Raw genomic sequence first — 22,189 nt, 5'->3', positions numbered from 1 at the left:
ATGGACCTACCCCTTCTCCTTCGGCGTCCCCGACCGCGCCTGGATCGCATCCAGCGTCCGCTCCATCTTGTCCTGGTCGCCGCGGGCCATCCCCTTGATGAACTCGGCGGTCAGCCCGCGCATGAGCGCGCCCTCCTGCTCGCCGAGGCGGTCGCCGAGGGTGGCGATCTCGGCCATCGCCTTGGCCAGATGGACCGAGGCCTGATCGACCTCCCCGCGATCGCGCGCGGCGGTACCCGCCTGCAGCTCGGCGCGCGCGCGCTCGAGCGTCGGGGTGACGTCGATTCCGAGCACGGTCTTGAGCTCGTCCAGCCGCGTCAGGAAGCTCTCCATCGCCCACTGTCGTTCCTTGCTCGATGAAGCCACGTCGCTCGCTCCTTCGCCGTCGGCCGGCGCGCTCCTCGCATTATTGGCCCGCCCGCGGCTTTTCTTCTAGGCTCCCCACATGACACTGCACGGCCCGCAGCCCGCCGCCTTCCAGGAACGTCGACGCAAGGTGCGCGAACAGCTCTCCGGCGCCGTCCTCTTCCTGCCCGAAACGCCCGAGGCGCTCTACGCCAACGACGTCCACTATCCGTACCGCCCCGAGACCAACATCCGGTATCTCTGCGGGTTCGAGGAGCCGGCGGCCCTGCTGCTGACCTCGCACGGCGGCGAGGAGGACGGCTTCACGCTGTGCGTCCGCCCGCGCGACGAGCACAGCGAGATCTGGACCGGCCGCCGCGCCGGCGTCGAAGGCGCGCGCGACGTGTACGGCGCGGACCATGCCCATACGCTCGACAAGACCTACGAGGTGCTGCTCAAGCACCTTCGTCAGGCAAGCAGGCTCTACTACTCCTACAGCCCCGACCCGGCCGTGAATCAGAAGGTGCTGGCCGCCGTGCATCAGGCCAACCTGGAGCGCCCGCGCAAGGGCGGCGACGCGATCGTCGTCGCCGAAGCCACGCCGCTGCTGGCCGAGCATCGCCTGCGCAAGCGCCCCGAGGAGGTCGAGCTGATGCGCACTGCCGGCCGCATCAGCGGCGAGGCGCACGCGCGCATCGTCGAGACCCTTCGTCCATCGATGACCGAGTATCAGGTGCAGGCGCAGCTCGAGCACGACTTCCGCTTCGGCGGCTGCACCGGGCCCGCCTACGGCAGCATCTGCGCCGGCGGGGCCGACGCCACCATCCTGCACTACACGCGCAACGACAAGGCGCTGGCCGACAGCGAGCTCATCCTCATCGATGCCGCCGGCGAGTACGGCGGCTACTGCGCCGACATCACGCGCACGTTCCCGGTCGGCGCGAGCTACTCGAAGGCGCAGGCCGAGCTCTACGACCTCGTGCTGGCGGCGCAGCTCGCCGCGATCGACGCGATCCGTCCCGGCGCGACCATCGAGTCGGTGCACAAGACGGCCGTGCGAGTGCTGACGCAGGGCATGCTCGACCTCGGGCTGCTGCAGGGCACGCTCGACGAATGCATCGAAAAGAATGCGCACCAGCCGTTCTACATGCACAACACCAGCCACTGGCTCGGCATGGACGTGCACGATGCCGGCGCGTATCGCGTCGGCGACGCGTCGCGGACGCTGGAGCCGGGGATGGTGCTGACGGTGGAGCCGGGCCTGTACGTTCGCGCCAATGCCGAGGTCGACCAGCGGTGGCACGGCATCGGCATCCGCATCGAGGACGACGTCCTCGTCACCGACTCGGGCCACGAGATCCTGACCGGCAGCGCGCCCAAGGACCGGGCGGACATCGAGCGCGTGCGGCGCCGCGCGCTGGCGTAGCCTCCAACGCCGCGCCGAAGACCATCCGACATGCGTTGGGTGCCCGTGCCGCGCGGCCGCGGGATGAAACGCTCAGCTGCCGCCACCGCGACGGGTACGGCGAGCGACTGCGCAGCCGGGCCGGTGTGCGCGCGCCGGGTGCTACTGCGCTGGCGCGCCGCTGGCGTGCCGGCTCAGGTAGGCGAGGATCCGGCTGCGCTCGGGATCGACCAGCGGCGGCATGCCGCGGCGCTGGAGCTCGATGTCCATGCGCCTGACCATCACGTCCCACATCGGTGCGGTCAGCGCCGAGGGATGGTGCGCCAGGTGACAGGTGCCGCAGCGCGCGGCGTACAGAGCGGCATCCGGCCCGTTCTCCTCGGGCAGCGGCCGCGAGCACGCTGCAAGCAGCATCAGCATGGCCGCCGCGGCAAGGCGCAGGCGAAGCGTCGTCGCTGCGACATCGATGCCGGCGCCGCGCTGCCAGCGGCCGGCGCGGCTCTGGTGCAATCCGTCGCCGGTTGTCGCACCAACCGCGCCTGCCGGCCTCACAGATCGATCCTGTAGCGTGCTTCCTGATTGGGCGCCTCGGCCACGCCAACCTGCAGCCAGGCCACTCCGCGCTGCGCGAGCAGCGGCAGCTCCGCGCGCAGCCGCAGACAGATGAACGCGGCCAGCTCCTCGGCCGACGAGTGCCGGATCTCCAGCAGCGCGCAATCGTCTTCGGGAAAGCTGAAGCGCGCGCCGTCCTCGCAGACGAGGATCACCTGGCCGCCGTCGCGCTCGATGGCGAGCACGTCGCTCTGCATGGGCACGATCACCCGCTCGTTGAGCTGGCGGCAAACGGCCGTGGCCGCGCGCTTGATCTCGCCGAAATCGACGACGTAGCCGTCGCCTCCGACCGGCCCCTCCAGCCGCACCGAGACGCGGTAGTTGTGCCCGTGCAGCCGCTCGCGAAAGCCGGGATAGGCGATGAAGTGCGCCGCGTTGAACTTGAACGAGTCCTTGGACACGAAGACTTCGTAGTGTCCGGCAACCGCCGGGCGCTCGCCCGCCGGCGGCCCGTGCCCCGCAGCAGCCGCAGTGCGCGAAGGCCCGCCGCTCTCCGCACCCGTCGCATCGCTCGAAGCCGCGCCGTGCCCCGCAGCCGGCCGCGCATCGCCTGGCGATGCGCCCACGCCGGCGCCTGCGCGGTACTGCGGCGGGACCGTGGCGCTCATGCCACGTGCGCGAGACGGTCCTCGAAGCGGCGGCCGTCCAGGATGAAGTCGCGGAAGACGCCTTCGATGTCGGAGGCGGTGCGCGCGTCGCTGAGCGCGCGGCGGGCGGCCGAGCCGCCCGGTACGCCCTTGGCCATGCGATACGCCAGCCCTCGCAGGCGTCCAAGATAGGACCGCTCCTCGCGCGTCTCCTCGAGCGCGCGGCGGAAGTAGCTGAGCAGCGCCGCGCGATCGTCGGCCGTCGCCTCCGGCACCGGTGCGCCGCGATCGAGCGCGTCGATCTGCGCGAAGATCCACGGCTCGTCGATGGCGCCGCGCCCGATCATGACCGCGTCGCAGTAGCCGCCGGCGATGCGATCGAGCGCGCGCTGCGGATCGACGATGTCGCCGCTGCCGGCCACCGGGATCTTCAGGCGCCGGTGGATCTCGCCGATGAGATCCCAGTCCGGCGTCCCGCTGTAGAGCTGCAGCCGCGTGCGCGGATGCACCGCCAGCATCGCCGCTCCCTCGTCCTCGACGATGCGTGCGATGTCGAGGGCGTTGCGGTTGGCATCGTCCCAGCCCGAGCGGATCTTGACCGTCACGGGAATCGAGATGGCGCGGCGGATCGCCCGAATGATGTCGCGGAGCTGCTCGGGCGTGCGCATGAGCTGCGCGCCGCCGCCGCGGCGGACCACCTTGGGCGCGGGGCAGCCGCAGTTGATGTCGAGGATGTCGGCGCCGGCCTCTTCGACCATGACCGCCGCACGCACCATGCGATCGACGTCGGCGCCGAAGATCTGGATCGAGATCGGGCGCTCGCACTCGAGGTAGCGCAGCATGGCCTTGGTCTTGGGATTGTCGCGCGAGAGGCCTTCGGCGGCGATGAACTCGCTGACCAGCAGGCCCACCGAGCGCCCGCTCGCGCGCAGCACGGTGCGTCGGAACGCCGAGTCGGTGACGCCCGACATCGGTGACAGGATCAGATTGTTGCGGGTCGTCACCGACCCGATCTGCAATGGCTTGAGAAGCTGCGACTGGCTCATGGGAGGCCGCTCGGCGACGGCTGGTCCGCCAGTTTATCGCAGAACGCCCCGAAGGCTACCGCCTGCATCGATTCCTTCGGACACGGCCGGCCGGGGACCGGAGATGGTCGAAGAGGCTCGCGGCGCCAGCGGCGCGGCGGCAAGGAAAGCGATGCTGCGCCACCGGTGCTGCGGCAGGGCAGCGCCTCCGCGCACCGGCGGCGGCACGACCGCGGGCCGGAAGCGGCAGCGAGCGCCCCTCGCCGCCCGCACGCGGCGCTCCGCCGCCTCCCGCAACGTGCGCAGCCGCCTCATTCTCCGGCCATCGCCCCGGAGCGCACGAAGTACGCGTTGCGCGTGACGCCGAACGGCTTCTCCTCGTAGACGAACGCTTCCTCCACCGGCACCTCGAGCGCGCGGCAGATCAGCATCGCCGTTCGCACCGTGGGCACGATGCGCGAGTTCTTGACGCGGTTGATGTAGCTCTGTGCAAGACCGGTGCGGCGCGACAGCTCCATCTCGGTCCAGCCCTTGTCGAAGAGAATCTTGGAGAGGCGAGTCTTCATGGCATTTCCCCTTGCGGTCAGTGTGCCCCTCCCTTAGCGACCACGCCGGTTGAGCGTCAATGACGCGAGCGCATGCAAGCGGCTCGCGCGGCGGATGCGCGTTTGCACGTCGATATGCTGCGCGGTCATACGCGCTGTGCACGAAGCCGCCCGAGCGATAGGCGTGTGAGCGAGCCCACGCCAGTTCGGCGATATGTCGGTGCGACATAGCCACGGCGCCCGCCGCGCCAAAGCCGCAAAAAGAAAGCCCCGGCGCGCTGGTTGCGCGCCGGGGCTTTCGGCTCTGGCTACGCTTGCGGCGTAGCGATCTGTGGATAACCGGCTACGGGGCTGGGCAACCGCCGACGCCCGGCTGGTACTGCACGTTGTTGTCGCTCGCGCAGAACGTTGCCGAGGCCGCCTGGTTCCGCACGCGTCCCGGTCCGGGCAGGCCGGCCACGCTGTTGATGGCCGGGCTGGACGTCGGCGGGATGCAGAAAGCGGCCGCGCCGACCGGGAACTGCGTATCGGCCGCGCCCTGCGCCACGATCGGATCGAGGAAGCATTCGCGCCGCTTGAAGATCGAGCAGTCGCCGGCGTCGATGCCCACCGCATCCGGAGCACAATCGGCGTTGTCGTCGCAGGTCAGGATGCCGTCGCCGTTGGCCTTGGTGACACCGTCGCAGTAGCCGGTGTCGGGACCGGTCGCGCACTCGCCCTCGCCGCCTCCGACGTCGTTGCAGACGCCGCCGGTGCAGTCATTGGGCTTGGGCAGCGTGGCGCTGGCGCCGTTGCTGGAGCAGGTCGGCGGATTGCACGGCCCCACGTTCCGGTTCTGGCAGTCGGCGTTGGTCGTGCACGTAAGCGAAGTCGCCTGCGAGCATCGGCCGATTTGCGTACACGTACCGACGTTGCGGCTGGCGCAGTCGGTGTTGTTGTTGCAGTCGCGCGTGCCGCTGGTCTGCAGCGCGCAGGCTCCGGCGCCCGTGCACTCGGAGTCCGAATTGCACGGCTGGGATGTCGCGTTCGAGCATGTCTTGCACGGACACAGCGCCGTGCCGGCCGCTGAACCGTCGCAATCCACGTTGAAGTCCATCGTGTCGGTGCCGCTGGTCTGGGTCAGGCTGATGCTCAGGCCCGCGCCCGAGACGTTCGTGCCCGTATCCGGCAGGCAGTCCAGGCTGTAACCGGCTCCGGCATTGATGCCGCCATCCGTGTAGGCCGGGAATGACGAGTTGATGCCGTTGATGTCGCAGGCCTGGCCCGCGTTGCGGCCTTCCATGCACAGACCGTCACGGATGCCGTCCTGCGGCGTGTCGGTCTGCATGCACGTGCCGCCCAGATCGCAGTCGCTGTCGCGATCGCACGGCTCGCTCGTGTTGGTCGAGCACTTGCCGCCGCACAGCGGGCACGGGTTCGTGGTGGTACCCGACAGGAAGACCTGGGTACGCAGGTTCGCCGTAATCGCACCCTGGCCGGTATCGACGTTGGCCGTGCCCGAGACGTCCTGCGAGAAGCGGTTGACCACGCAGGCCGGCGTTCCGCCGCTCGAGAGCGGGAACGGCGAGCCGAAGTAGCAGTCACAGGTGGCGCCGCCGCAGTCGTCGGCGTCCGGCGAGAACGGCTCGTCGCACATCGTGCGCGTGTTGTTGCTGCACCGGCAGTTGCCGGGCGAAGGATCGATTCCGTCCACGATGCACTGGCCGCAGCCGGGGCTGGGCGGGCCGGCGCAGATCAGGCGGGCGCGCGTCAGCACGTTGTTGTTGATGTCGGAGTCGTGCGCCAGACCGGTCCAGCCGCTGTCGAGCTCGGTGACGGTGGAGCACTTGTTGAGCGACAGGTTGCAGAAGAACGGCTCGCCGCCGCAATCGGCGTCGTCGTCGCAGAAATCGTTGTCGACGACCTGCGAGTACAGCACGAGCTGGCCGAGATCCGGGCACTGCGGGTGGCTCTCGGTGGGCGGCAGCGTCGTGGTCGTGGTCGGCCCCTCGGTGGTCGTCGTGGGACTCTCGGTCGTCGTCGTGCTGCCCGCGCCGAGCTGCAGGAACTGCGTGACGATCTCCTGGCCGTCGGCGATGGCGGCGTCGATTACGCACTGGGCCACCGCAGCGTTGCCGTTGCCGCACGAATCGAGGTCGGAGAAGGTTGCGAAGGCACAGGCGTCGGCAATGGCCGAGTAGGTCGCGTCTTGCGCGTCCATCACCTTCGTGCTGGGGAAGGAGGTCTGCGTGCAGTTGGTCACGGTGTCTTCGCCGAGCTTCTCGGCGGTGGCCTGGCACTTGGTCACGTCCTTGAGGACGGTGTCGTAGAGCTTGGATCCCGCCTTGCCGATCGCTGCCTGGCACTTGGCCGAGTCGCCGCTGAGCGGCGACATGGGCGTGCCTTGAGTCTCCTCGCTGAAGCCTTCGGCATTGGCGCGCGCCAGGCAAATGACGCAGGCAGCAACGTCGGAGAAGTCGTCGATGCTATCGGCGCACGGCGCCGGGCACTCGTTGTAGAGGACGTTGGAAGGATCCCCGACGGTCGCGCACTTGCTGCTCGCGCCGGCCAGGGCCTCGGTCAGCTTGGCCTCGGCGGCGGCAACCTTCCCCTTCTCCGCGTCGGCGACGGCGATGTCGTTGCAGTCGGTGCCGGAAAGGGCGCCGTCCTTGGCGCGCGCCTTGTGGCAGCCGACCAACGTCTTGAGAATGGTCTTGGACAATTTGGTGCCGTTCTTGGCGACGGCGGCGCGGCAGGCTAATTCTGCCGCGTCGAACTGGGCAGCGGCCGGGCTTCCGCTCATCATGATGAGCGTACAGGCCAGCAGCGCCGCCACGGGGAAACGGGATTGGACGCGCATGGAAACTCTCCTCTTCTGTCGAGTACTCAAAGCAGCGGATGGCAAGGCACCCTCCGGCGCCTCCCCCACACTAATAGGTAGCCAGCCGAGGAGCCGGTTAGCAAGGGCTCACTTGCGATGCCAGAGCGGGCGCCTCCGAACCGCTCATTCAGGGCGCATCGGGTGACGGCCCAATTCACGGTCGACGCTCGCGGTCTGAAATGCCCGGTAAACTGGGCCCGTGCGAAGACGGCGCTGGAAGCCCTGCCGGCCCGCGCCTGCCTCGAGGTCCTGGTCGACGACCCTCGATCGGAGCGGGATCTGCCCGCGGCGGCCGAGGCCGAGGGGCACGTGGTGCTGGCCGTCGAGCGGGCGGGCGGCCACATCCGGATTCTGATCGAGAAATGACGCGGCGGCCACGCGGTCAGTCGCCGATGGCGGGCGTCCACATGAGCTGGGCCTGGATGACGTGGTCGACGTCCTCGTTGGGCGCGTCCTCGTCGAGAAAGACGTCGTCGCTGGCCACGTCGACGCGGTATTCGGCCCGGAACACGACGCCATCGGTGATCTCGTAGCCGCCGGTCGAGGTCACGCTCCAGATGCCGGTGTTGGCGGTGGCGCCGGCGCGCGTCGCGTCGGTGTCGTTCTCGTGCGTGTAGGACAGGCGCAGGTCCAGGCTGAAGCCGCTCCAGGTCCCGCCGAAGTAGCCGGTGACGTCCCAGACGCGCGAATCGGGGACCGGGGCCGGAAAAGGGGGCGTCGGTGCGAACGGATCGTCGGTCTCCACGTCCAGCCAGGTCGTCTCGGCGCCATAGCGGAAGCGGTCGACGTTGCCGCTGACGACCAGGTTCAGCTCGATGAACTCGGCCTGGTCGCTCTCCTCGCTGTAGATGCCCGACAGTCGCAGGTTGGTGTCGGCGATTCCGGCGCCGACATAGCCGATGATGCCGTACTCGTCGTCGATGTTGTTGCCGACCGGATCGTTGACGGCAAAGCCGTTGACGACGCCGATCATGCCCGAGAAGTTCCCCACCTCGCCCGACACCGCCAGCCCATCGTGATTGACGGGCTGGAAGAGCCAGGCGCGCGAATGGCTGATGTTGGGGATCGACCACGGCTCCAGCGATTCGTAGCCGATGGGCGTGGGCACGCGCCCCGCCGAGACCGTGACGAAGCCGGTGTCGATGGCCAGGAACAGCTCCTGCAGCCCGATGTCGCCGTCGTCGTCATCGCCGGTGAAGCGGGCCAGGTCGCCGAAGTCGACCTTGGCGCCGTAGCTGACCGGCCCGCGCGTGCCGCTGACGCCGAGCTGCACCAGGTCGATGTTGAACGACTCCTCCGACTCGATGTTCGCGTACAGCCGCTCGTTCTGCGGCTGCACCGCCAGCCCCGGCGGCCGGTCGGGATCGTTGAAGTCGAAGGTGAACGACGTCGAGGCGCCGAAGGTCAGGTTGGGTCCGCCTTCATCGGCCTGTGCCAAAGCAGACGAGCCGGTCGCGAGCGCACCGGCCGCCAACAAAGCGATGAACTTTTTCATGAGAAGCGAGCCCCTTCCGCCGCAACCACTCCACCACCAGGCGCCCGTCACGCCCACCACACAGCTCGACCGACGATTCAAAGTGCCAGCCGACCTGCCGGAGGTCAAGGCGGGGGTTCGTCTGTGCGCCGGCGCCCACAACGCCCGACATGCACGCGCGCAGCACGCGACGGCGTGGACGGCGCGAAGCCCGCCGGAGCGAGCACGGGATGCGCAACGCGGCAGATCGGGCGCTATCGGCGTCCGCTGCCGTCGCCGAGGCGGGCAAGGATCGTCGAGATTCCGATGCAGATGCTCCCGAGAATGATGCCGATCGGCGCCGAGGCGAACGTGCCAGCGAGCAGGAGCATGTGACGCGGCTCGGCCATCTTCAGCTCGGTCGTGTACAGGACGTTGTTCGGGTACTTCTCCATCGCCAGGGCAGCCTTGTAGTAGGCCTCGTCGGTCCAGACGCCCCAGCCGCAGTACACCGTCCCCAGCACGCCGAGCACGCACAGGAGAATGCCGAGTCCCTTGAGATATCCCGCCATGGCCATGGTCCTTTCTACAGGTCGCGCCAGAACACCAGCGGCAGGGGCCCGCGTCGGCCGGCCCATTTCACTTTGGGAACGCGCTCGGGCGTGCTCGGCTCGAAGCCGAGGCGCTGGAAGAATGCCGCGGCGCGCAGGCTGGAGGTCGCGGCGAACAGGCCCTTGAGGCGCCGCTGGCGCGCCACGTCGACCAGGAACTCGACCATCCGGACGCCCACGCCCTCGCCCTGGAAACGCGTGATGGTGTAGAGGCCGACGATCTCGCCGATCCTCTGGCGAGCGTAGTCATTGGTCTCGAGGCCGCAGACGCCGGCCAGGCGCGTGCCTCCGAACCAGGCGCCGTAGCCGGTCAGCAGAAGCTCGAGCCGCTGCTCCTCGGTGCGCTCGAGCAGGAAGCCCTCGCGCTCCCCGCGCGTCAGCAGGCGCTCGGCCTCCCGGAAATGCTCGACGCCCAGGGGCGCGACCGTGCAGTACTCCTCGGTGGTCAGCAGCGTGCCCGAGCCCTGGTAGGTGAACAGCTCCTCGCCCAGGCCTTCGAGCGTGCAGAGGTTGACCGCATCGACGCCGTGTCGCAGCGCGCTCAGGAGCTCGCTCAGCTCGCCGCTGGTCCATTCGTCGACGTCCTCGCCGGATCGGCACAGGCGCGCCAGCGTGGCCGCGTGCACGAACGAGCGCGTGCCGCTCGGACCTTCCAGGCCGCCACGCGGATCGATGACGACCATTTTGCTGACGCCGAGCCGGCAGGCCAGCAGCGTCGAGAACGCCAGCGCGCGCGCGCCGAACAGCCCGCGAGGCCGCTGCACGTCCACGCGGTCCTCGTCGAAGAGGCGCGCGCTGACGGGAACCAGCGCCCCCGGATCGCGTTTGACGTCGCGCTGGCGAACGCGAACCGGGCGTCTCTTGCGCGCGAAATGGCGCGCCACGACGATGACCAGCGTCGGGTTGTCGATGAGGTCGGCCAGGACGTCGCCCGCCACCGCTTCCAGCTCTCGCGCATCGTCGACGTGGAAGAGGATCGCACGATTGCGAAAGTCTTCCAGGTAGAACTTCTTTTCGACCGGCTCCTGCACCGTGCCGCGCGCATACGTCCCTGATGCTTTCAGTGCAAGCCTCGTGGCGCGCTGCGGGCTTTCCGTGTAGCTAACGGCCATGCACGCAACGGCGCGTCTCGTGTTGTCCGCCTGCTGTCTGAGTCTGCTCAGCGCCGTGCCCTGCGTGGCGGCGACCGTCGAGGCCGAGCACGGGGCGGTGGCCGCCGAGCATCGCCTCGCCTCCGAGGCGGGCGTGGAGATCCTGAAGGCCGGCGGCAATGCAGTGGATGCGGCGGTGGCGGCGGCTCTGGCAACGGGCGTGGTCAATCCATCCTCGTCCGGCCTCGGCGGCGGCGGCTTCCTCGTTGCGTGGGATGCGCGCCGCGGCGCAGCCATCGTCCTGGATTTTCGCGAGGCGGCGCCGGCCGCCTCACGGCGCGACATGTACGTCGACGATACCGGCAAGGTGGATGCAGCCGCCAGCAAGATCGGCGGCCTTGCCGTGGCGGTTCCCGGCGAGCCTGCAGGGCTGGCGCTGGCCATCGAGCGGCACGGCAGGCTGCCGCTGGCCAAGGTGGCCGAGCCGGCGATTCGGCTGGCGCGCGACGGCTTCGTCGTCGAAGCGCACCTGGCCGGCATGATCGAAGCGCAGAAGGCCCAGCTGGCCGCCGACCCGGGGCTCGCGCGCGTCTTTCTGCAAGAGGACGGCAGCCCGGTGCGCGCCGGCGAGACGCTGAAGAGGCCGCAGCTGGCGGCCACAATCGAGAAGCTCGCCACCAGCGGCTCCGAGCCGTTCTACGGCGGCGAAGTGGCCGCCGCCGTCGTCGAGGCGGCCGCCGCGCGCGGCGGCATTCTGACTGGCGCCGACCTGGCCTCCTACAAGGTGCGCGAGCGCGAGCCGGTGCGCGCGCAGTTTCGCGGTGCGACCATCGTCACGATGCCGCCGCCGAGCTCGGGCGGCGGCGTGCTGGCCCAGGCGCTGGCCGTGCTCGAAGGGTTCGATCTGCGAAAGCTCGGGCAGGGCAGCGCCGGCTACCTGCATCTGCTGGCGGAGACGTGCAAGGCGGTTTTCGCCGACCGCGCCATCTTTTACGGAGACTCCGATTTCGTGCCGGTGCCGCTGGCGCGGCTTCTGTCGCGCGAGCACGCCGAGGGTGTGAGGCGGCGCCTCAAGCCCGACGCGGTCGTCCCGTCACGCGAGCTGGCGCCGCCGGTGCAGGCGGCAAGCGATGCCGGAACGAGCAACATCTCGGTCATCGACGCCGACGGCGGCGCGGCGGCGCTGACCACCAGCGTCAACACCGCCTTCGGCAGCATGGTCTCGGTGCCGGGCTACGACATCATCCTCAACAACACGATGGACGACTTCTCGGCGCAGCCCGGAGTTCCCAACGCGTTCGGTCTGGTCGGAAGCGAGGCCAACGCGATCGCGCCCGGCAAGCGTCCGCTCTCGAGCATGACCCCGACGATCGTGCTGAAGGACGACCGCGTGCGCATCGTGGCCGGCGGCTCGGGTGGCCCGCTCATCATCACGAGCACGCTGCAGACGCTCCTGGGCGTGCTCGAGTTCGACCGCACCATCGGCGCGGCCGTCGACGCTCCGCGCGTGCATCATCAGTGGATGCCCGAGCTGCTCATGGTCGAACCGGCGGTCGAGGATGCGCAGGAAGAGTCCCTGCGCCGGCTCGGGCACAAGCTCATGCCGCTGACGTCGAAGGCGTCGGTGACCGCCGTGGAGGCCGTCGGCATGGACGGCCGGCGCGTGGTGCGCGCGGCCAGCGACTCGCGCAAGGGCGGCGTGCCTGCAGGCTACTGACGGGACACGGCACGCTGCGTGCGCTCGTCGGATCAGGCGAACGGGTCGGTCAGGATCATCGTCTGCTCGCGCCCCGGCCCGGTCGAGAGAATGCCGACCGGAACGCCAACGAGCTCTTCGAGGCGCCGCACGTAGGCGCGCGCGTTGGCGGGCAGCTCATCGACCGTTCGCGCGTTGGTGATGGGCTCGTGCCAGCCCGGCAGATCCTCGTAGACCGGCTCCACCCGCTCGAAATCCTCGGTCAGCGCCGGCACCGCGTAGGTCGGCTTGCCGTCCAGTCGATAGCCGATGCACACGCGCAGCGGATCGATTCCCGTCAGCACGTCGAGCTTGGTCAGCGCGATCGCGTCGACGCCGGACAAGCGCACGCCCTTGCGCACCACGATGGCGTCGAACCAGCCGCAGCGGCGCGGCCGGCCGGTGGTGGCGCCGAACTCGCCGCCCTCGTTGCGGAGGTGATCGCCGAGCGCGTCGGTGAGCTCGGTCGGAAAGGGCCCGCTGCCCACGCGCGTCGTGTAGGCCTTGGAGATGCCGACGACGTTTCCGATCAGCTTGGGCGCGATGCCGGCGCCGTTGCAGACCGCGCCCGAGCCGGTGTTGGAGGAGGTGACGTACGGATACGTTCCGTGATCGACGTCGAGCAGCAATCCCTGCGCGCCCTCGAACAGCACGTGCTTGCCGGCGCGAATCTCGGCATCCACCAGCGCGGAGGTGTCGGTGACCAGAGGCGCCAGGCGCCGCCCGCACTCGAGCAGCTCGGCGATCATGCCATCGAAGTCGAGGCGGTCCTGCGCCAGGATCGCGTGCAGGTAGTCGTTCTTGTCCTGCAGGATCTCGTGCAGGCGCTGCGAGAAGTGCTCGGGCCGGCAAAGATCGGCCATGCGGATTCCGGTGCGCGCGTACTTGTCCTCGTACGCGGGCCCGATGCCGCGGCCGGTGGTCCCGATCATCCCTTTGCCGCGCTTGCGCTCGCGCGCCTGATCGATGGCCTTGTGGTAGGGCAGGATGACGTGCGCTTCCTGGCTGATGAACAGCGAGCGCGAGCCCTTGAGAAAGCCGCGCGCCTGCAGCGCGTCGATCTCGCGCACGAGGACCGTGGGATCGACGACCACGCCGCCGCCGATCACGCACGTCGTCTTCTCGTGGAGCGCGCCCGACGGCACCAGGTGCAGCACGGTCTGCTGCCCGTCCACGACCAGGGTGTGGCCGGCGTTGTTGCCGCCCTGGAAGCGGACGACGATGTCGGCCTTGCCCGACAGCAGGTCGACGATCTTGCCCTTGCCTTCGTCGCCCCACTGAAGGCCGACGACGACGACGGTCCTGGGTGCGGCTTTCACCACTCTACAGGCGCACCATCTGTGCGCTGGTGATGTCCTGCAGGCCGCGAAGCTCCTCGAGCTGCGCCGCGTTGAGCGGCGAGTCGACCGTGAAGAATGAGACGGCCTCCGAGCCCGTGCGCCCCAGCACCAGCCCGGCGATGTTGATGCCGTGCTTGCCCAGGAACGTGCCCAGGCGTCCGACCACGCCGGGGACGTCGCGGTTGTGCAGGATCAGGATGTAGCCTTCCGGCGTCGCCTCCAGGAAGAAGTCGTCGAAGCGCACCAGGCGCGTGATCTTGCCGCCGAAGACGGCGCCTTCGATCACCTGCTTGGAGCCGGGACCACTGAACGTCACGCGCACCGAGCTCGTGAAATTCTTGGCGTCTCGGTTGCGAACCTCGACGATCTTGACGCCTCGCTCCTTGGCAAGGAACGGCGCGTTGATCGCGTTCAGCGGCATGTCCAGGACGTGCGCGAGCAGCCCCTTGAGCACGGCGGCATTGACGGGACGGATGTCGAGCTCGGCGACGTCGCCGTTGTACTCGATGCGCACCTCGGTCGGCACACGCTTGGCGATCTGCGCATGCAGGCTGCCGATCTTCTCGGCCAGCGTGATGTACGGCGCCATCAGCCCGGCCATCTCCGCCGACATCGACGGCACGTTGACGGCATTGCGAATGGTGCCGTCGAGGAAGAAGTCGCGGATCTGCTCGGCCACCGCGATGGCGACGTTGAGCTGCGCCTCGCCCGTGCTGGCGCCGAGATGCGGCGTGGCCACGACGCGCGGATGCATGACGAGCGGGTGATTCGCCGGCGGCGGCTCCTCGGCGAACACGTCGAGCGCGGCGCCGGCGATCTGCCCCGATTCCAGCGCGGCCAGCAGCGCATCCTCGTCGACGATGCCGCCGCGCGCGCAGTTGATGAGGCGCGCGCCCTTCTTCATCAGGCCGAAGGCGCGCGTGCCGATCAGGCCGCGCGTCTCGGGAGTCAGCGGCGTGTGCACCGAGATGAAGTCGGCGCGCGAGAAGAGCGCATCCAGCGTCACCAGCTCGATGTTGGCACGCGCCGCGGCCTCCTCGGTGATGAACGGATCGTACGCGATCACCTTCATCGACAGGCCCTTGGCGCGCTCGGCGACGATGGAGCCGATGTTGCCCATGCCGACCACGCCGAGCGTCTTGCCGCAGATCTCGGTGCCGACGAAGTCGTTGCGCTTCCACTGGCCCGCTTTCAGCGTCGCGTTCGCCTGCGGAATGTGGCGTGCCAGCGCCAGCATCATCGAAATCGTGTGCTCGGCGGTGGTGACGTTGTTGCCGCCGGGCGTGTTCATGACGATGACGCCGCGCTTGCTGGCGGCTTCCACGTCCACGTTGTCGACGCCGATGCCGGCGCGGCCGATGACGCGAAGACTGGTTGCAGCCTCCAGCAGCCTGGCCGTCACCTTGGTGCCGCTGCGGATCACGAGGCCGTCGTAGTTGCCGATGATCTTCTCGAGCTCATCGGCCGGAAGTCCGGGCTTGTCGTCGATCTCCACGCCGGGCGTGGACAGAAGGATGTCGAGGCCCTGCTTGTCGAGCTTGTCGGAAACGAGGATGCGTGCCACGTCGTTACTTCTTGTACATCTGGAGAAGCACTTCCTGCGCCGCCGCCGGTCCGCGTCCGAAGGCGAGGTCGACGCCGAAGTGTCTGAGGGCCATTTCCACTGCCGCCAGCCCGACGATGACATCGAAGGTGTCGGCGTATCCGATGTGGGCGAGACGGAAGATCTTGCCCTTGAGCTTGCCCTGCCCTCCGGCCACGGTCACGCCCATGGTGTCGCGCAGGTGCTTGGTCAGCTTGCCGCCGTCGACGCCCTCGGGCACCCAGACCCCCGTCGTCGCAGGGCTGGGCGCGGTGGGAGCCAGCAGCTTCAGCCCCGCCGCCTCCACGCCCCGGCGCGTGGCCTCGGCCAGCACCTGATGGCGGCGATAGACCTCGGGCCAGCCTCCCTCGCCATCGATGAGATCGTAGACGGCCTTGAGGCCCAGGATCAGCGTCACCGCCGGCGTGTAGGCCGTGGTGTTGTCGGCCAGGTTCTTGCGCTCCTTGGCCAGGTCGAAATAGTAGCGCGGCAGCTTCGAAGCCTTGCTGGCGGCCCACGCCTTCTCGCTCAGCGCGATCAGGGCCAGGCCCGGAGGCAGCATCATCGCCTTCTGCGAGCCCGTGACCAGGACGTCGATGCCGGTGGCGTCCATCGGACAGTCGACCACGCCGACCGAGGTGATGCCGTCGACGATCAGCAGAACATCGGTGTTGCGTGTCAGCTCGGCGACCTTCTCCACCGGATGGATGGCCGTGGTGGAGGTTTCGCTGTGCTGCATGAGAACGGCGCGGGCGCCCGGGTTGGCCTTGAGCGCGTCGGCCACCTGCTCCTGCGTCACCGCGTAGCCCCACTCGACCGGAACCTCGACGACGCCGAGGCCGTAGGTGCGGGCGATCTCCATCCAGCGCTCGCCGAACTTGCCGCCGTTGACCACCAGCACCGTGTCGCCGGGGCTGAGCGTGTTGGTGATGGCCGCTTCCATCGCCCCCGTGCCGCTCGACGACAGCATCAGGACGGGCTGCTCGGTGCCGAACATCTTGCGCGAGCCCTCGGCCGCCTGGCGGAAGATCTCGCTGAACTGCGGCGTGCGGTGGTGGATCATCGGCGCCGCCATCGCGAGCAACGCCTCATGCGGCACGGCCGTGGGGCCGGGCGCGAGCAGGTACTTCTTCAACATTTCAACTCGAGAACAGGCCTGGGTGGGAGTCGTATTACCCGCAGCAGGCTGGGTCAGCCTCGGGCAGTCCCGGCATCACGTATTCCCGCCTGATCGGGATGTCAATTTAACGCCGGGCGTTACGCACCGGCGAGGCGCTACCTCATCTTGGTCGCGATGAGGTTCATGAACTCCTGGCGCGTCTCCCTGCTCTGGAAGACGCCGACCAGTGCGCTGGTGACGACGACGGAATTGGGCTTCTCGACGCCGCGCATGCGCATGCACATGTGCTCGGCCTCGCAGACCACGCCGACGCCCGTGGCATTGAGCATCTCGCTGATCGTCTGGGCTATCTGCTCGGTCATTCGCTCCTGCACCTGCAGGCGGCGCGCATACGTCTCGACCATGCGCGCGATCTTGGAAATGCCGACGATCTTGCCGTCGGGGATGTAGGCGACGTGCACGCGCCCGAAGAAGGGCAGCATGTGGTGCTCGCACATCGAGAAGAAGTCGATGTCCTTGACGATGATCATCTCCGAGTAGCTCTCGGTGAACATCGCGTCCCCGATGATGGCGCGGGGATCTTCGTCGTAGCCCTTGGTCAGGAACTTCAGCGCGCGCAGGACGCGGGCCGGGGTCTTCTTGAGACCTTCGCGATCGGGATCCTCGCCGAGAAGAGTGAGGATGTTGCGGACGTTCTGCTCGCCGTCGCCGGCGTCGTGTTCGACGGCCTTGCGCCCGCTCTTCTGCTCGTCGGACTCGGCCACGTCAGTCCTCGTTGTCGTCGATTTCGTCGAAGTCGTCCCCGCCGATGTCTTCCTCGAGATCCTCGGCTTCCTCGGCCTCGCCGACCATGTCCTCCGCGCCTTCCTCGTCGCCCTCGTAGTCGCCCGACTTGACGCGCTGGTACTTGCGGTAGTCGTAGCCGGTGGCCATCGCCATGAGCAGCCCTTCCATGCCGCCTTCCTTCTCGCGACGAAGCACCCGCAGGCGATCGAGGTACTCGCGGAAGTCGGTGTTGATGCGGTTCTGCTCGTCGGGCTCGCCTTCGAAGAACTCGCACAGGCGCGTGACGGCGAACCGCAGCGCCGCAAAACGCAGCTCGTTGGGGAAGCTGTCCCACTCGGCCAGCGACAGCGTGCGCAGCGACTCGTAGCCCGCCATCAGCGCCTCGAAGCGCTCGAGCGAATAGCCACCCTCGACGAAGCACATCGCGTTGACGGCCGTGGCCAGGTCGAAGACGTACTTGCCGCGGCAGGCCGCATCGAAGTCGCCGAGGCACACCACCTGATCGCCGCGCACCAGGATGCCGTAGCAGTGCACGGTGCCGTGGATGATGCCCTTGGGAAGCTTGGTCTCGAGGTAGTTCCCGAGGTACTCGGTCTCCTCGTCGAGCGTGCGGATGATCTTCTTGAAGTACGGCGGGATGCGCCGGCGCACGGCGGCGTATGCTTCGAAGATGCGGTCGAAGCCGAAGCGGTTGTCGATCGCCTTCTTGTAGCCGCGCCCGACCATGTGGAGCTGGCCAAGGACCCGCCCCATGCTGTGCACGGCCTTCAGACTGAGCTGATCGCCGACGGCCTGCTTGCCGAGCGGCATCTTGTAGAGGACGAGGTAGTGTCCCTCACGCTCGATGAACTGGCGCCCGCGACGATCACTGACCGGGCGCGGGCTCGGGAAGGAATGCTTCTCGAGGAACATGAGCAGCTCGAGCTCGCGACGCAGATCGAACTCGTCTTCGAGCGAGCGCACCTGCAGCTCGTAGTTGGTCTTGCTGACCTCGAGGATGTAGCGCTTGCTGCCCCACTCCGGGATGGCCGCGCTGGTCGGGCCGATCTTGCCGAGCCCATACTCGGCGGCGATGTCGCCGAGGGCTTTCTTGTCCAGACCTAACGATTGCAGCGGCATCCGGGGCTCGATTGCTGCGTGGGACCACAGCAGAAAAAACCAGCGCCCGGGGGTATGTCGGCGGCCCACGGCAAAGTCAAGATTTTTTTTCCGGATCGAGGCCCGGCGGTGGTTCGTTTCGGGTGCGGAATCAGGTGTTTGCCGCACTCGGTGCAGCATCGGGCGCGTCTTCGCGATGGCTCATCGAGGCGGTTCCCTCGCGCTCGTCGATGCGGCTCGTGAAGCCTTCGCTGTCCAGACGCAGCCTCTCTTGGCAGCGCTCGATCTCCTGCTGCGTGCGTGCCGCGTCCCATCCCAGGCGCCGGCCCATGACCTCGGCTGCCAGGCGAAGGACATCGCTGCGCTCCCTGCTGCGAAGGCCGACGTGCATGCGGCGCAGCAGCGCGTCCTCGAGCGTGCATGCCATCTCGTAATCGGCGGCGTGCACGACCTCCGCCAGAAGGTCGGGAAGATCGCCCGCCAGCGGATGCCCGAGCCGCTCGTCCTCGCGAACCAGCGCGGCGACCTCGCCGCAAAGAGCGCCGTAGCGCGTACGGATGTGTTCCTCGCGCGTCTCGGGCGTATCGGGGAGCGCCTCGCCCGGCTCCACACCGACCGCGCCCGGAAGCGGCACGTCGGCCGTGCGGCAGCGTCCGACGCGGCGCCCGACGCGCTCGGCCGCATGATCGACGAGGATCTCGGCCACGTGCCGGTGCGTGGTCAGCTTGCCGCCGCCGAGCGAGATCAGCCCGGAGGGGCTCTCGAAGATCTGATCTTCGCGGCTGACGTCGGAAGCCGAGCGCTCATCCTCGGGCGCGACCAGCGGCCGCAGCCCGGCATACGTGCTGATGATGTGCCGCGCGGTGGCGTTGGCGCCGGGGAAGGTCCGCGCGACGGCAGCCAGGATGTAGTCGACGTCGTCGCCATCGGCACGCACGTCGCCCGGGTCGCCGCTGTAGAACGTATCGGTGGTGCCCACCACGGTCTGGCTCTGCCAGGGGATCGCGAACATGACGCGGCCGTCGACGCCGCGCATGACGATCGCGTCGTTGTTGCCGATGCGCGATCGGTCGAAGACGGCGTGCACGCCCTTGGTCAGCCGCAGCCGCGGCGGCGCGCCGGGATCGTCCATGCGGCGGACGTGATCGAGCCAGGGCCCGGCGACGTTGATGAACGAGCGCGCGCGCACCGTCACCGACTCGCCGCTGAGGCGATCCAGGACGCAGGCTGCCGTCAGGCGTCCGGTGGCATCCTTGTCGAATGCGACGACCTGCGCGTGATTGAGCACCGCAGCGCCTGCGGCGCGAGCGGCCAGCGCCGTCTCCAGCGTCAGGCGCGCATCATCGGTCCAGCAGTCGTAGTAGAGCGCGCCGCCGCGCAGGCCGTGGGTGGCCAGCGCCGGCTCGCGCTCGCGCAGCTGAGCCGCGCTCAGCGGCTTGTGGCGCTGCAGGTTCTGAAAGCCGGCCAGCAGATCGTACATCGTCAGGCCGATGCGAAGCTGCCAGACCGGCACCGAGTCGTCGTCGTAGATCGGAAAGACGAAGCGCTGCGCGCGCACCAGGTGCGGCGCGATGCGCGTGCGCAGCAGATCGCGCTCGCGGCACGACTCGAGCACGAGCGCGACGTCGCCCTGCTGCAGGTAGCGCACGCCGCCGTGCACGAGCTTGCTGGAGCGGCTGCTGGTGCCGGAGGCGAAATCGTTCGATTCGAGCAGCGCCACCGTCATGCCGCGCAGCACTGCATCGCGCGCCACGGCCGCACCGTTGATGCCGCCGCCGATGATGCAGACGTCGAACAGCTCGCTGCCGAGCAGGCGCCACGTCACTTCGCGGTATTGGACCGGGGAGGCGTGGGTCGTCATCGCACGCCGACCAGCTTGTGCATCTGCGGAAGGACGCGCGTGTCCGCCACGACCGTCGCGGCGACGGCGGCCAACTCGGCCAGACGAGCCGAATCGATCTGCCACTGCGGCGTGTCGGGCGCGGTGATGGGCTGCACGAACAGCGTGGCCTCCGGCGCGCATTCGGCGACCAGGCGCGCGGCGCGCTCGACCTCGGCCGCATCGGTTGCCGCATCCACCGGCATCTTCACGTACAGCTCGGTGCCGCGGCAGCCCTCGAGGAATGCGCGGTGGCGGTCCCAGAGCTCGCCCTCACCGCTGTTGGACGGCAGCTTGACGTCCGCCGAGACCAGCGCGATGCGCGGCAGCACCGAAGACAGGCCGTGCACGAGCATCGCGTTGGTCTCGAGCAGGCATGGCACCGGCGGCGGCGCGCACGAGAGCCAATGGGAAAGGAACGCGCTCTGCACCATCGGCTCGCCGCCGGTGATGGCGATCATGGCGATCGTCGGGTCTTCCTTGCAGCAGCGGTCGATGATCGCCGCCAGATCCTTCCAGGAGACGGGGTTGTCGAGCTGGGTGTGCTCGCCGCCGGGATAATCGACGCTGCAGGCCGGCGTGCGCACGAGCGAGGCGGGAGTGTCGCACCAGCGACAGCGGATGTTGCAGCCGGCAAAGCGCACGAACAGGTGACGCTGTCCTACGCGCGAGCCCTCGCCCTGAAACGACGCGAAGATCTCGCTCAGATACGCCTTGTCCGCTGCCGCCGACATCCCGGGAGCCTTAGCACGAACCCGGGCCGCGTGCGCCTCGAATTCTCTCGACGGCCGCAGGCTGCGGGCCCGCGCCGGTGACGGCAACGAGCAGGTCGCCGACGTTGGTGCCGGTGGGGCCGGTGACGAGCAGGGCATCGGCGGCCGCGAGAGCCGGCTCGGTATCGAAGGCTGCCAGCGCGCGCCGAAGGTCGCGGCCGGCGGCGGCTGCACGCGCGGCAGTTCGCGTATCGACGACGCCGCCGGCGGCAGTGCTGGAGCCGTCGCGTCCATCGGTGCCGGCGCAGACGACGGCGACCTGCCTCTGCGCGTGCTCCCCCATCGCGATGGCAAGACGCGCGGCAAGATCGAGGTTGCGGCCGCCGCGACCCGCCGCGCCCTGCGGCAGCCGAACGAGCGTCTCTCCCGCCGCCACGATGGCCGCCGCCGCACCCGCGGCCTGGAGCGGCGAAAGAGCGGCGGCGATTCTTGCGGCGGCCTCTTCGGTGGAGCCCGCAAGCTCGAGCTGCGTCACGCGGTAGCCGTCGGCCTGGAGCGCCCGGCCTGCGGCGCCGGCGGCATCGGCTGCGCACGCGATGATCCGGTAGTCGACGTCGCCGTGCGCGCGCACGGCCGCGTCGTGGTCCTGGACCCGATGCGCGAGCCGCTCGAGGCGCGCCTGCACCGAACGCGGCAGCCGCAGCCCCAGGCCCTGCACGAGCTGCCACGCAGCGCTGGCGTCGATCGGCTGCGGGAACGTCGGACCCGATCCGATGACGGCCGGATCGTCGCCGCGCACGTCGCTGATGGCCAGCGTGACCACGCGTGCAGGGGCCGCCGCACGCAGCAGCGCTCCGGCCTTGACGGCCGACAGGCAGGCGCGAACGCGGTTGATGTCGCCGATGTCGGCGCCGCTGCCGACCAGGAGCCCGTGCGTCTCGATGAGATCGCCTGGCTCGACATCGTCGCTGGGCGCTTCCAGCAGAGCCGAGGCGCCGCCGGACAACAGGAACAGGAGCGTTTGGCCTTGGCGCAAGCCCCGCACGGCTTCGAGGATCGCCAGCGAGGACTCGATCCCTTCGCGCGTCGGGGCCGGATGTCCGCCGCGCAGCACCGTCACCGCCGGCGGAAGATCGCCGGCGGGCACCTCGGGCGGCGCCAGCACGATTCCGCGCGCCACGGGAAGCGCGCCGCGCATCATCGAAACGGCGGCCTTGCCTGCGGCCACGACCAAGGTGGACGGATCGGACGGCGACAGATCAGCGCGGGCCGAAAGCGCACGCGCGGTTGCCGCTCGTGCATCGACGGCCGCAAGCCCAGCATGCCAGGCGGCCAGGGCGTGGCTGCGCAGGGAGGCGGTGGGCACGATCGTTTGAGGAGGAAAGGATGCTCGCGCCGCCGG

At 69.0% G+C, this 22,189-nt stretch carries 20 protein-coding genes; 3 read left to right on the top strand and 17 right to left on the bottom strand.

Annotation, left to right across the window (positions count from 1 at the left end):
- Positions 1 to 6: 6 nt before the first annotated feature.
- Positions 7 to 366, bottom strand: a complete 360-nt coding sequence (locus tag VEC57_11395; protein HYB99723.1) for a hypothetical protein — start codon at positions 364 to 366, stop codon at positions 7 to 9.
- 79 nt (positions 367 to 445) lie between these two features.
- Between VEC57_11395 and VEC57_11390 the strand changes: the two genes are divergently transcribed.
- A complete protein-coding gene (locus tag VEC57_11390; protein HYB99722.1) occupies positions 446 to 1,771 on the top strand; it encodes an aminopeptidase P N-terminal domain-containing protein in 1,326 nt (441 codons plus the stop codon).
- Positions 1,772 to 1,912: 141 nt separating this feature from the next.
- On the opposite strand, the gene VEC57_11385 is transcribed toward VEC57_11390, so the two are convergent.
- From VEC57_11385 to VEC57_11365, 5 genes are all read right to left on the bottom strand, one after another.
- The gene (locus tag VEC57_11385; protein ID HYB99721.1) at positions 1,913 to 2,302 is read right to left on the bottom strand and encodes a hypothetical protein; all 390 of its coding nucleotides are present in this window, start codon (positions 2,300 to 2,302) and stop codon (positions 1,913 to 1,915) included.
- Complete coding sequence (locus VEC57_11380; protein ID HYB99720.1) at positions 2,299 to 2,970, bottom strand: 6-carboxytetrahydropterin synthase; 672 nt, start codon at positions 2,968 to 2,970, stop codon at positions 2,299 to 2,301. Before VEC57_11380 ends, VEC57_11385 begins: the two co-directional genes overlap by 4 nt.
- The gene (gene dusB / locus VEC57_11375; protein HYB99719.1) at positions 2,967 to 3,995 is read right to left on the bottom strand and encodes a tRNA dihydrouridine synthase DusB; all 1,029 of its coding nucleotides are present in this window, start codon (positions 3,993 to 3,995) and stop codon (positions 2,967 to 2,969) included. Before dusB ends, VEC57_11380 begins: the two co-directional genes overlap by 4 nt.
- Before the next feature lie 290 nt (positions 3,996 to 4,285).
- A complete protein-coding gene (locus VEC57_11370; protein ID HYB99718.1) occupies positions 4,286 to 4,540 on the bottom strand; it encodes a helix-turn-helix transcriptional regulator in 255 nt (84 codons plus the stop codon).
- A gap of 322 nt (positions 4,541 to 4,862) precedes the next feature.
- Complete coding sequence (locus VEC57_11365) at positions 4,863 to 7,358, bottom strand: hypothetical protein (protein HYB99717.1); 2,496 nt, start codon at positions 7,356 to 7,358, stop codon at positions 4,863 to 4,865.
- A 162-nt stretch (positions 7,359 to 7,520) separates the two neighbouring features.
- Here VEC57_11365 and VEC57_11360 point away from each other — a divergent pair, with 162 nt between their 5' ends.
- Positions 7,521 to 7,745: a sulfurtransferase TusA family protein gene (locus VEC57_11360; protein ID HYB99716.1), complete on the top strand. Its 225-nt coding sequence runs from the start codon at positions 7,521 to 7,523 to the stop codon at positions 7,743 to 7,745.
- Positions 7,746 to 7,761: 16 nt separating this feature from the next.
- Here VEC57_11360 and VEC57_11355 read toward each other — a convergent pair whose 3' ends face one another.
- The 3 genes from VEC57_11355 to VEC57_11345 all read right to left on the bottom strand — a co-directional run bounded on the left by VEC57_11355 (position 7,762) and on the right by VEC57_11345 (position 10,555).
- Positions 7,762 to 8,874: an outer membrane beta-barrel protein gene (locus VEC57_11355; GenBank protein ID HYB99715.1), complete on the bottom strand. Its 1,113-nt coding sequence runs from the start codon at positions 8,872 to 8,874 to the stop codon at positions 7,762 to 7,764.
- Between the two features lie 233 nt (positions 8,875 to 9,107).
- On the bottom strand, positions 9,108 to 9,404 hold the full coding sequence (locus tag VEC57_11350; GenBank protein ID HYB99714.1) for a hypothetical protein: 297 nt from the start codon (positions 9,402 to 9,404) through the stop codon (positions 9,108 to 9,110).
- A 14-nt stretch (positions 9,405 to 9,418) separates the two neighbouring features.
- The gene (locus tag VEC57_11345) at positions 9,419 to 10,555 is read right to left on the bottom strand and encodes a GNAT family N-acetyltransferase (GenBank protein HYB99713.1); all 1,137 of its coding nucleotides are present in this window, start codon (positions 10,553 to 10,555) and stop codon (positions 9,419 to 9,421) included.
- 64 nt (positions 10,556 to 10,619) lie between these two features.
- Between VEC57_11345 and ggt the strand changes: the two genes are divergently transcribed.
- Positions 10,620 to 12,251 carry a gamma-glutamyltransferase gene (gene ggt / locus VEC57_11340; GenBank protein ID HYB99712.1) on the top strand — a complete coding sequence of 544 codons (1,632 nt, stop codon included), beginning with the start codon at positions 10,620 to 10,622 and terminating at the stop codon, positions 12,249 to 12,251.
- Between the two features lie 32 nt (positions 12,252 to 12,283).
- Here the strand turns inward: ggt and VEC57_11335 are convergent, their stop codons facing one another.
- The 8 genes from VEC57_11335 to VEC57_11300 form a co-directional block, all read right to left on the bottom strand.
- On the bottom strand, positions 12,284 to 13,588 hold the full coding sequence (locus VEC57_11335; GenBank protein ID HYB99711.1) for an adenylosuccinate synthase: 1,305 nt from the start codon (positions 13,586 to 13,588) through the stop codon (positions 12,284 to 12,286).
- 4 nt (positions 13,589 to 13,592) lie between these two features.
- Complete coding sequence (gene serA, locus VEC57_11330) at positions 13,593 to 15,173, bottom strand: phosphoglycerate dehydrogenase (GenBank protein HYB99710.1); 1,581 nt, start codon at positions 15,171 to 15,173, stop codon at positions 13,593 to 13,595.
- Between the two features lie 4 nt (positions 15,174 to 15,177).
- Positions 15,178 to 16,329 (bottom strand): alanine--glyoxylate aminotransferase family protein, encoded by a 1,152-nt coding sequence (locus tag VEC57_11325; GenBank protein ID HYB99709.1) that lies wholly within the window; start codon positions 16,327 to 16,329, stop codon positions 15,178 to 15,180.
- 137 nt (positions 16,330 to 16,466) lie between these two features.
- Positions 16,467 to 17,075: a GTP cyclohydrolase I FolE gene (folE, locus tag VEC57_11320; protein ID HYB99708.1), complete on the bottom strand. Its 609-nt coding sequence runs from the start codon at positions 17,073 to 17,075 to the stop codon at positions 16,467 to 16,469.
- A gap of 1 nt (position 17,076) precedes the next feature.
- Complete coding sequence (locus VEC57_11315) at positions 17,077 to 18,216, bottom strand: phosphotransferase (GenBank protein HYB99707.1); 1,140 nt, start codon at positions 18,214 to 18,216, stop codon at positions 17,077 to 17,079.
- Between the two features lie 130 nt (positions 18,217 to 18,346).
- Positions 18,347 to 20,056 carry a glycerol-3-phosphate dehydrogenase/oxidase gene (locus tag VEC57_11310; protein HYB99706.1) on the bottom strand — a complete coding sequence of 570 codons (1,710 nt, stop codon included), beginning with the start codon at positions 20,054 to 20,056 and terminating at the stop codon, positions 18,347 to 18,349.
- Complete coding sequence (locus VEC57_11305) at positions 20,053 to 20,808, bottom strand: 7-carboxy-7-deazaguanine synthase QueE (protein ID HYB99705.1); 756 nt, start codon at positions 20,806 to 20,808, stop codon at positions 20,053 to 20,055. The genes VEC57_11310 and VEC57_11305 overlap by 4 nt, the downstream gene beginning before the upstream one ends.
- A gap of 10 nt (positions 20,809 to 20,818) precedes the next feature.
- A complete protein-coding gene (locus VEC57_11300) occupies positions 20,819 to 22,153 on the bottom strand; it encodes a DUF4147 domain-containing protein (GenBank protein HYB99704.1) in 1,335 nt (444 codons plus the stop codon).
- Positions 22,154 to 22,189 lie beyond the last annotated feature (36 nt).

This window comes from Candidatus Limnocylindrales bacterium, assembly GCA_035626395.1.
Taxonomy (GTDB): domain Bacteria; phylum Desulfobacterota; class Binatia; order UBA1149; family CAITLU01; genus DASPNH01.
The sequence above is the reverse complement of the archived record's forward strand: the minus strand, read 5'-3'. Positions and strand labels throughout refer to the sequence as shown.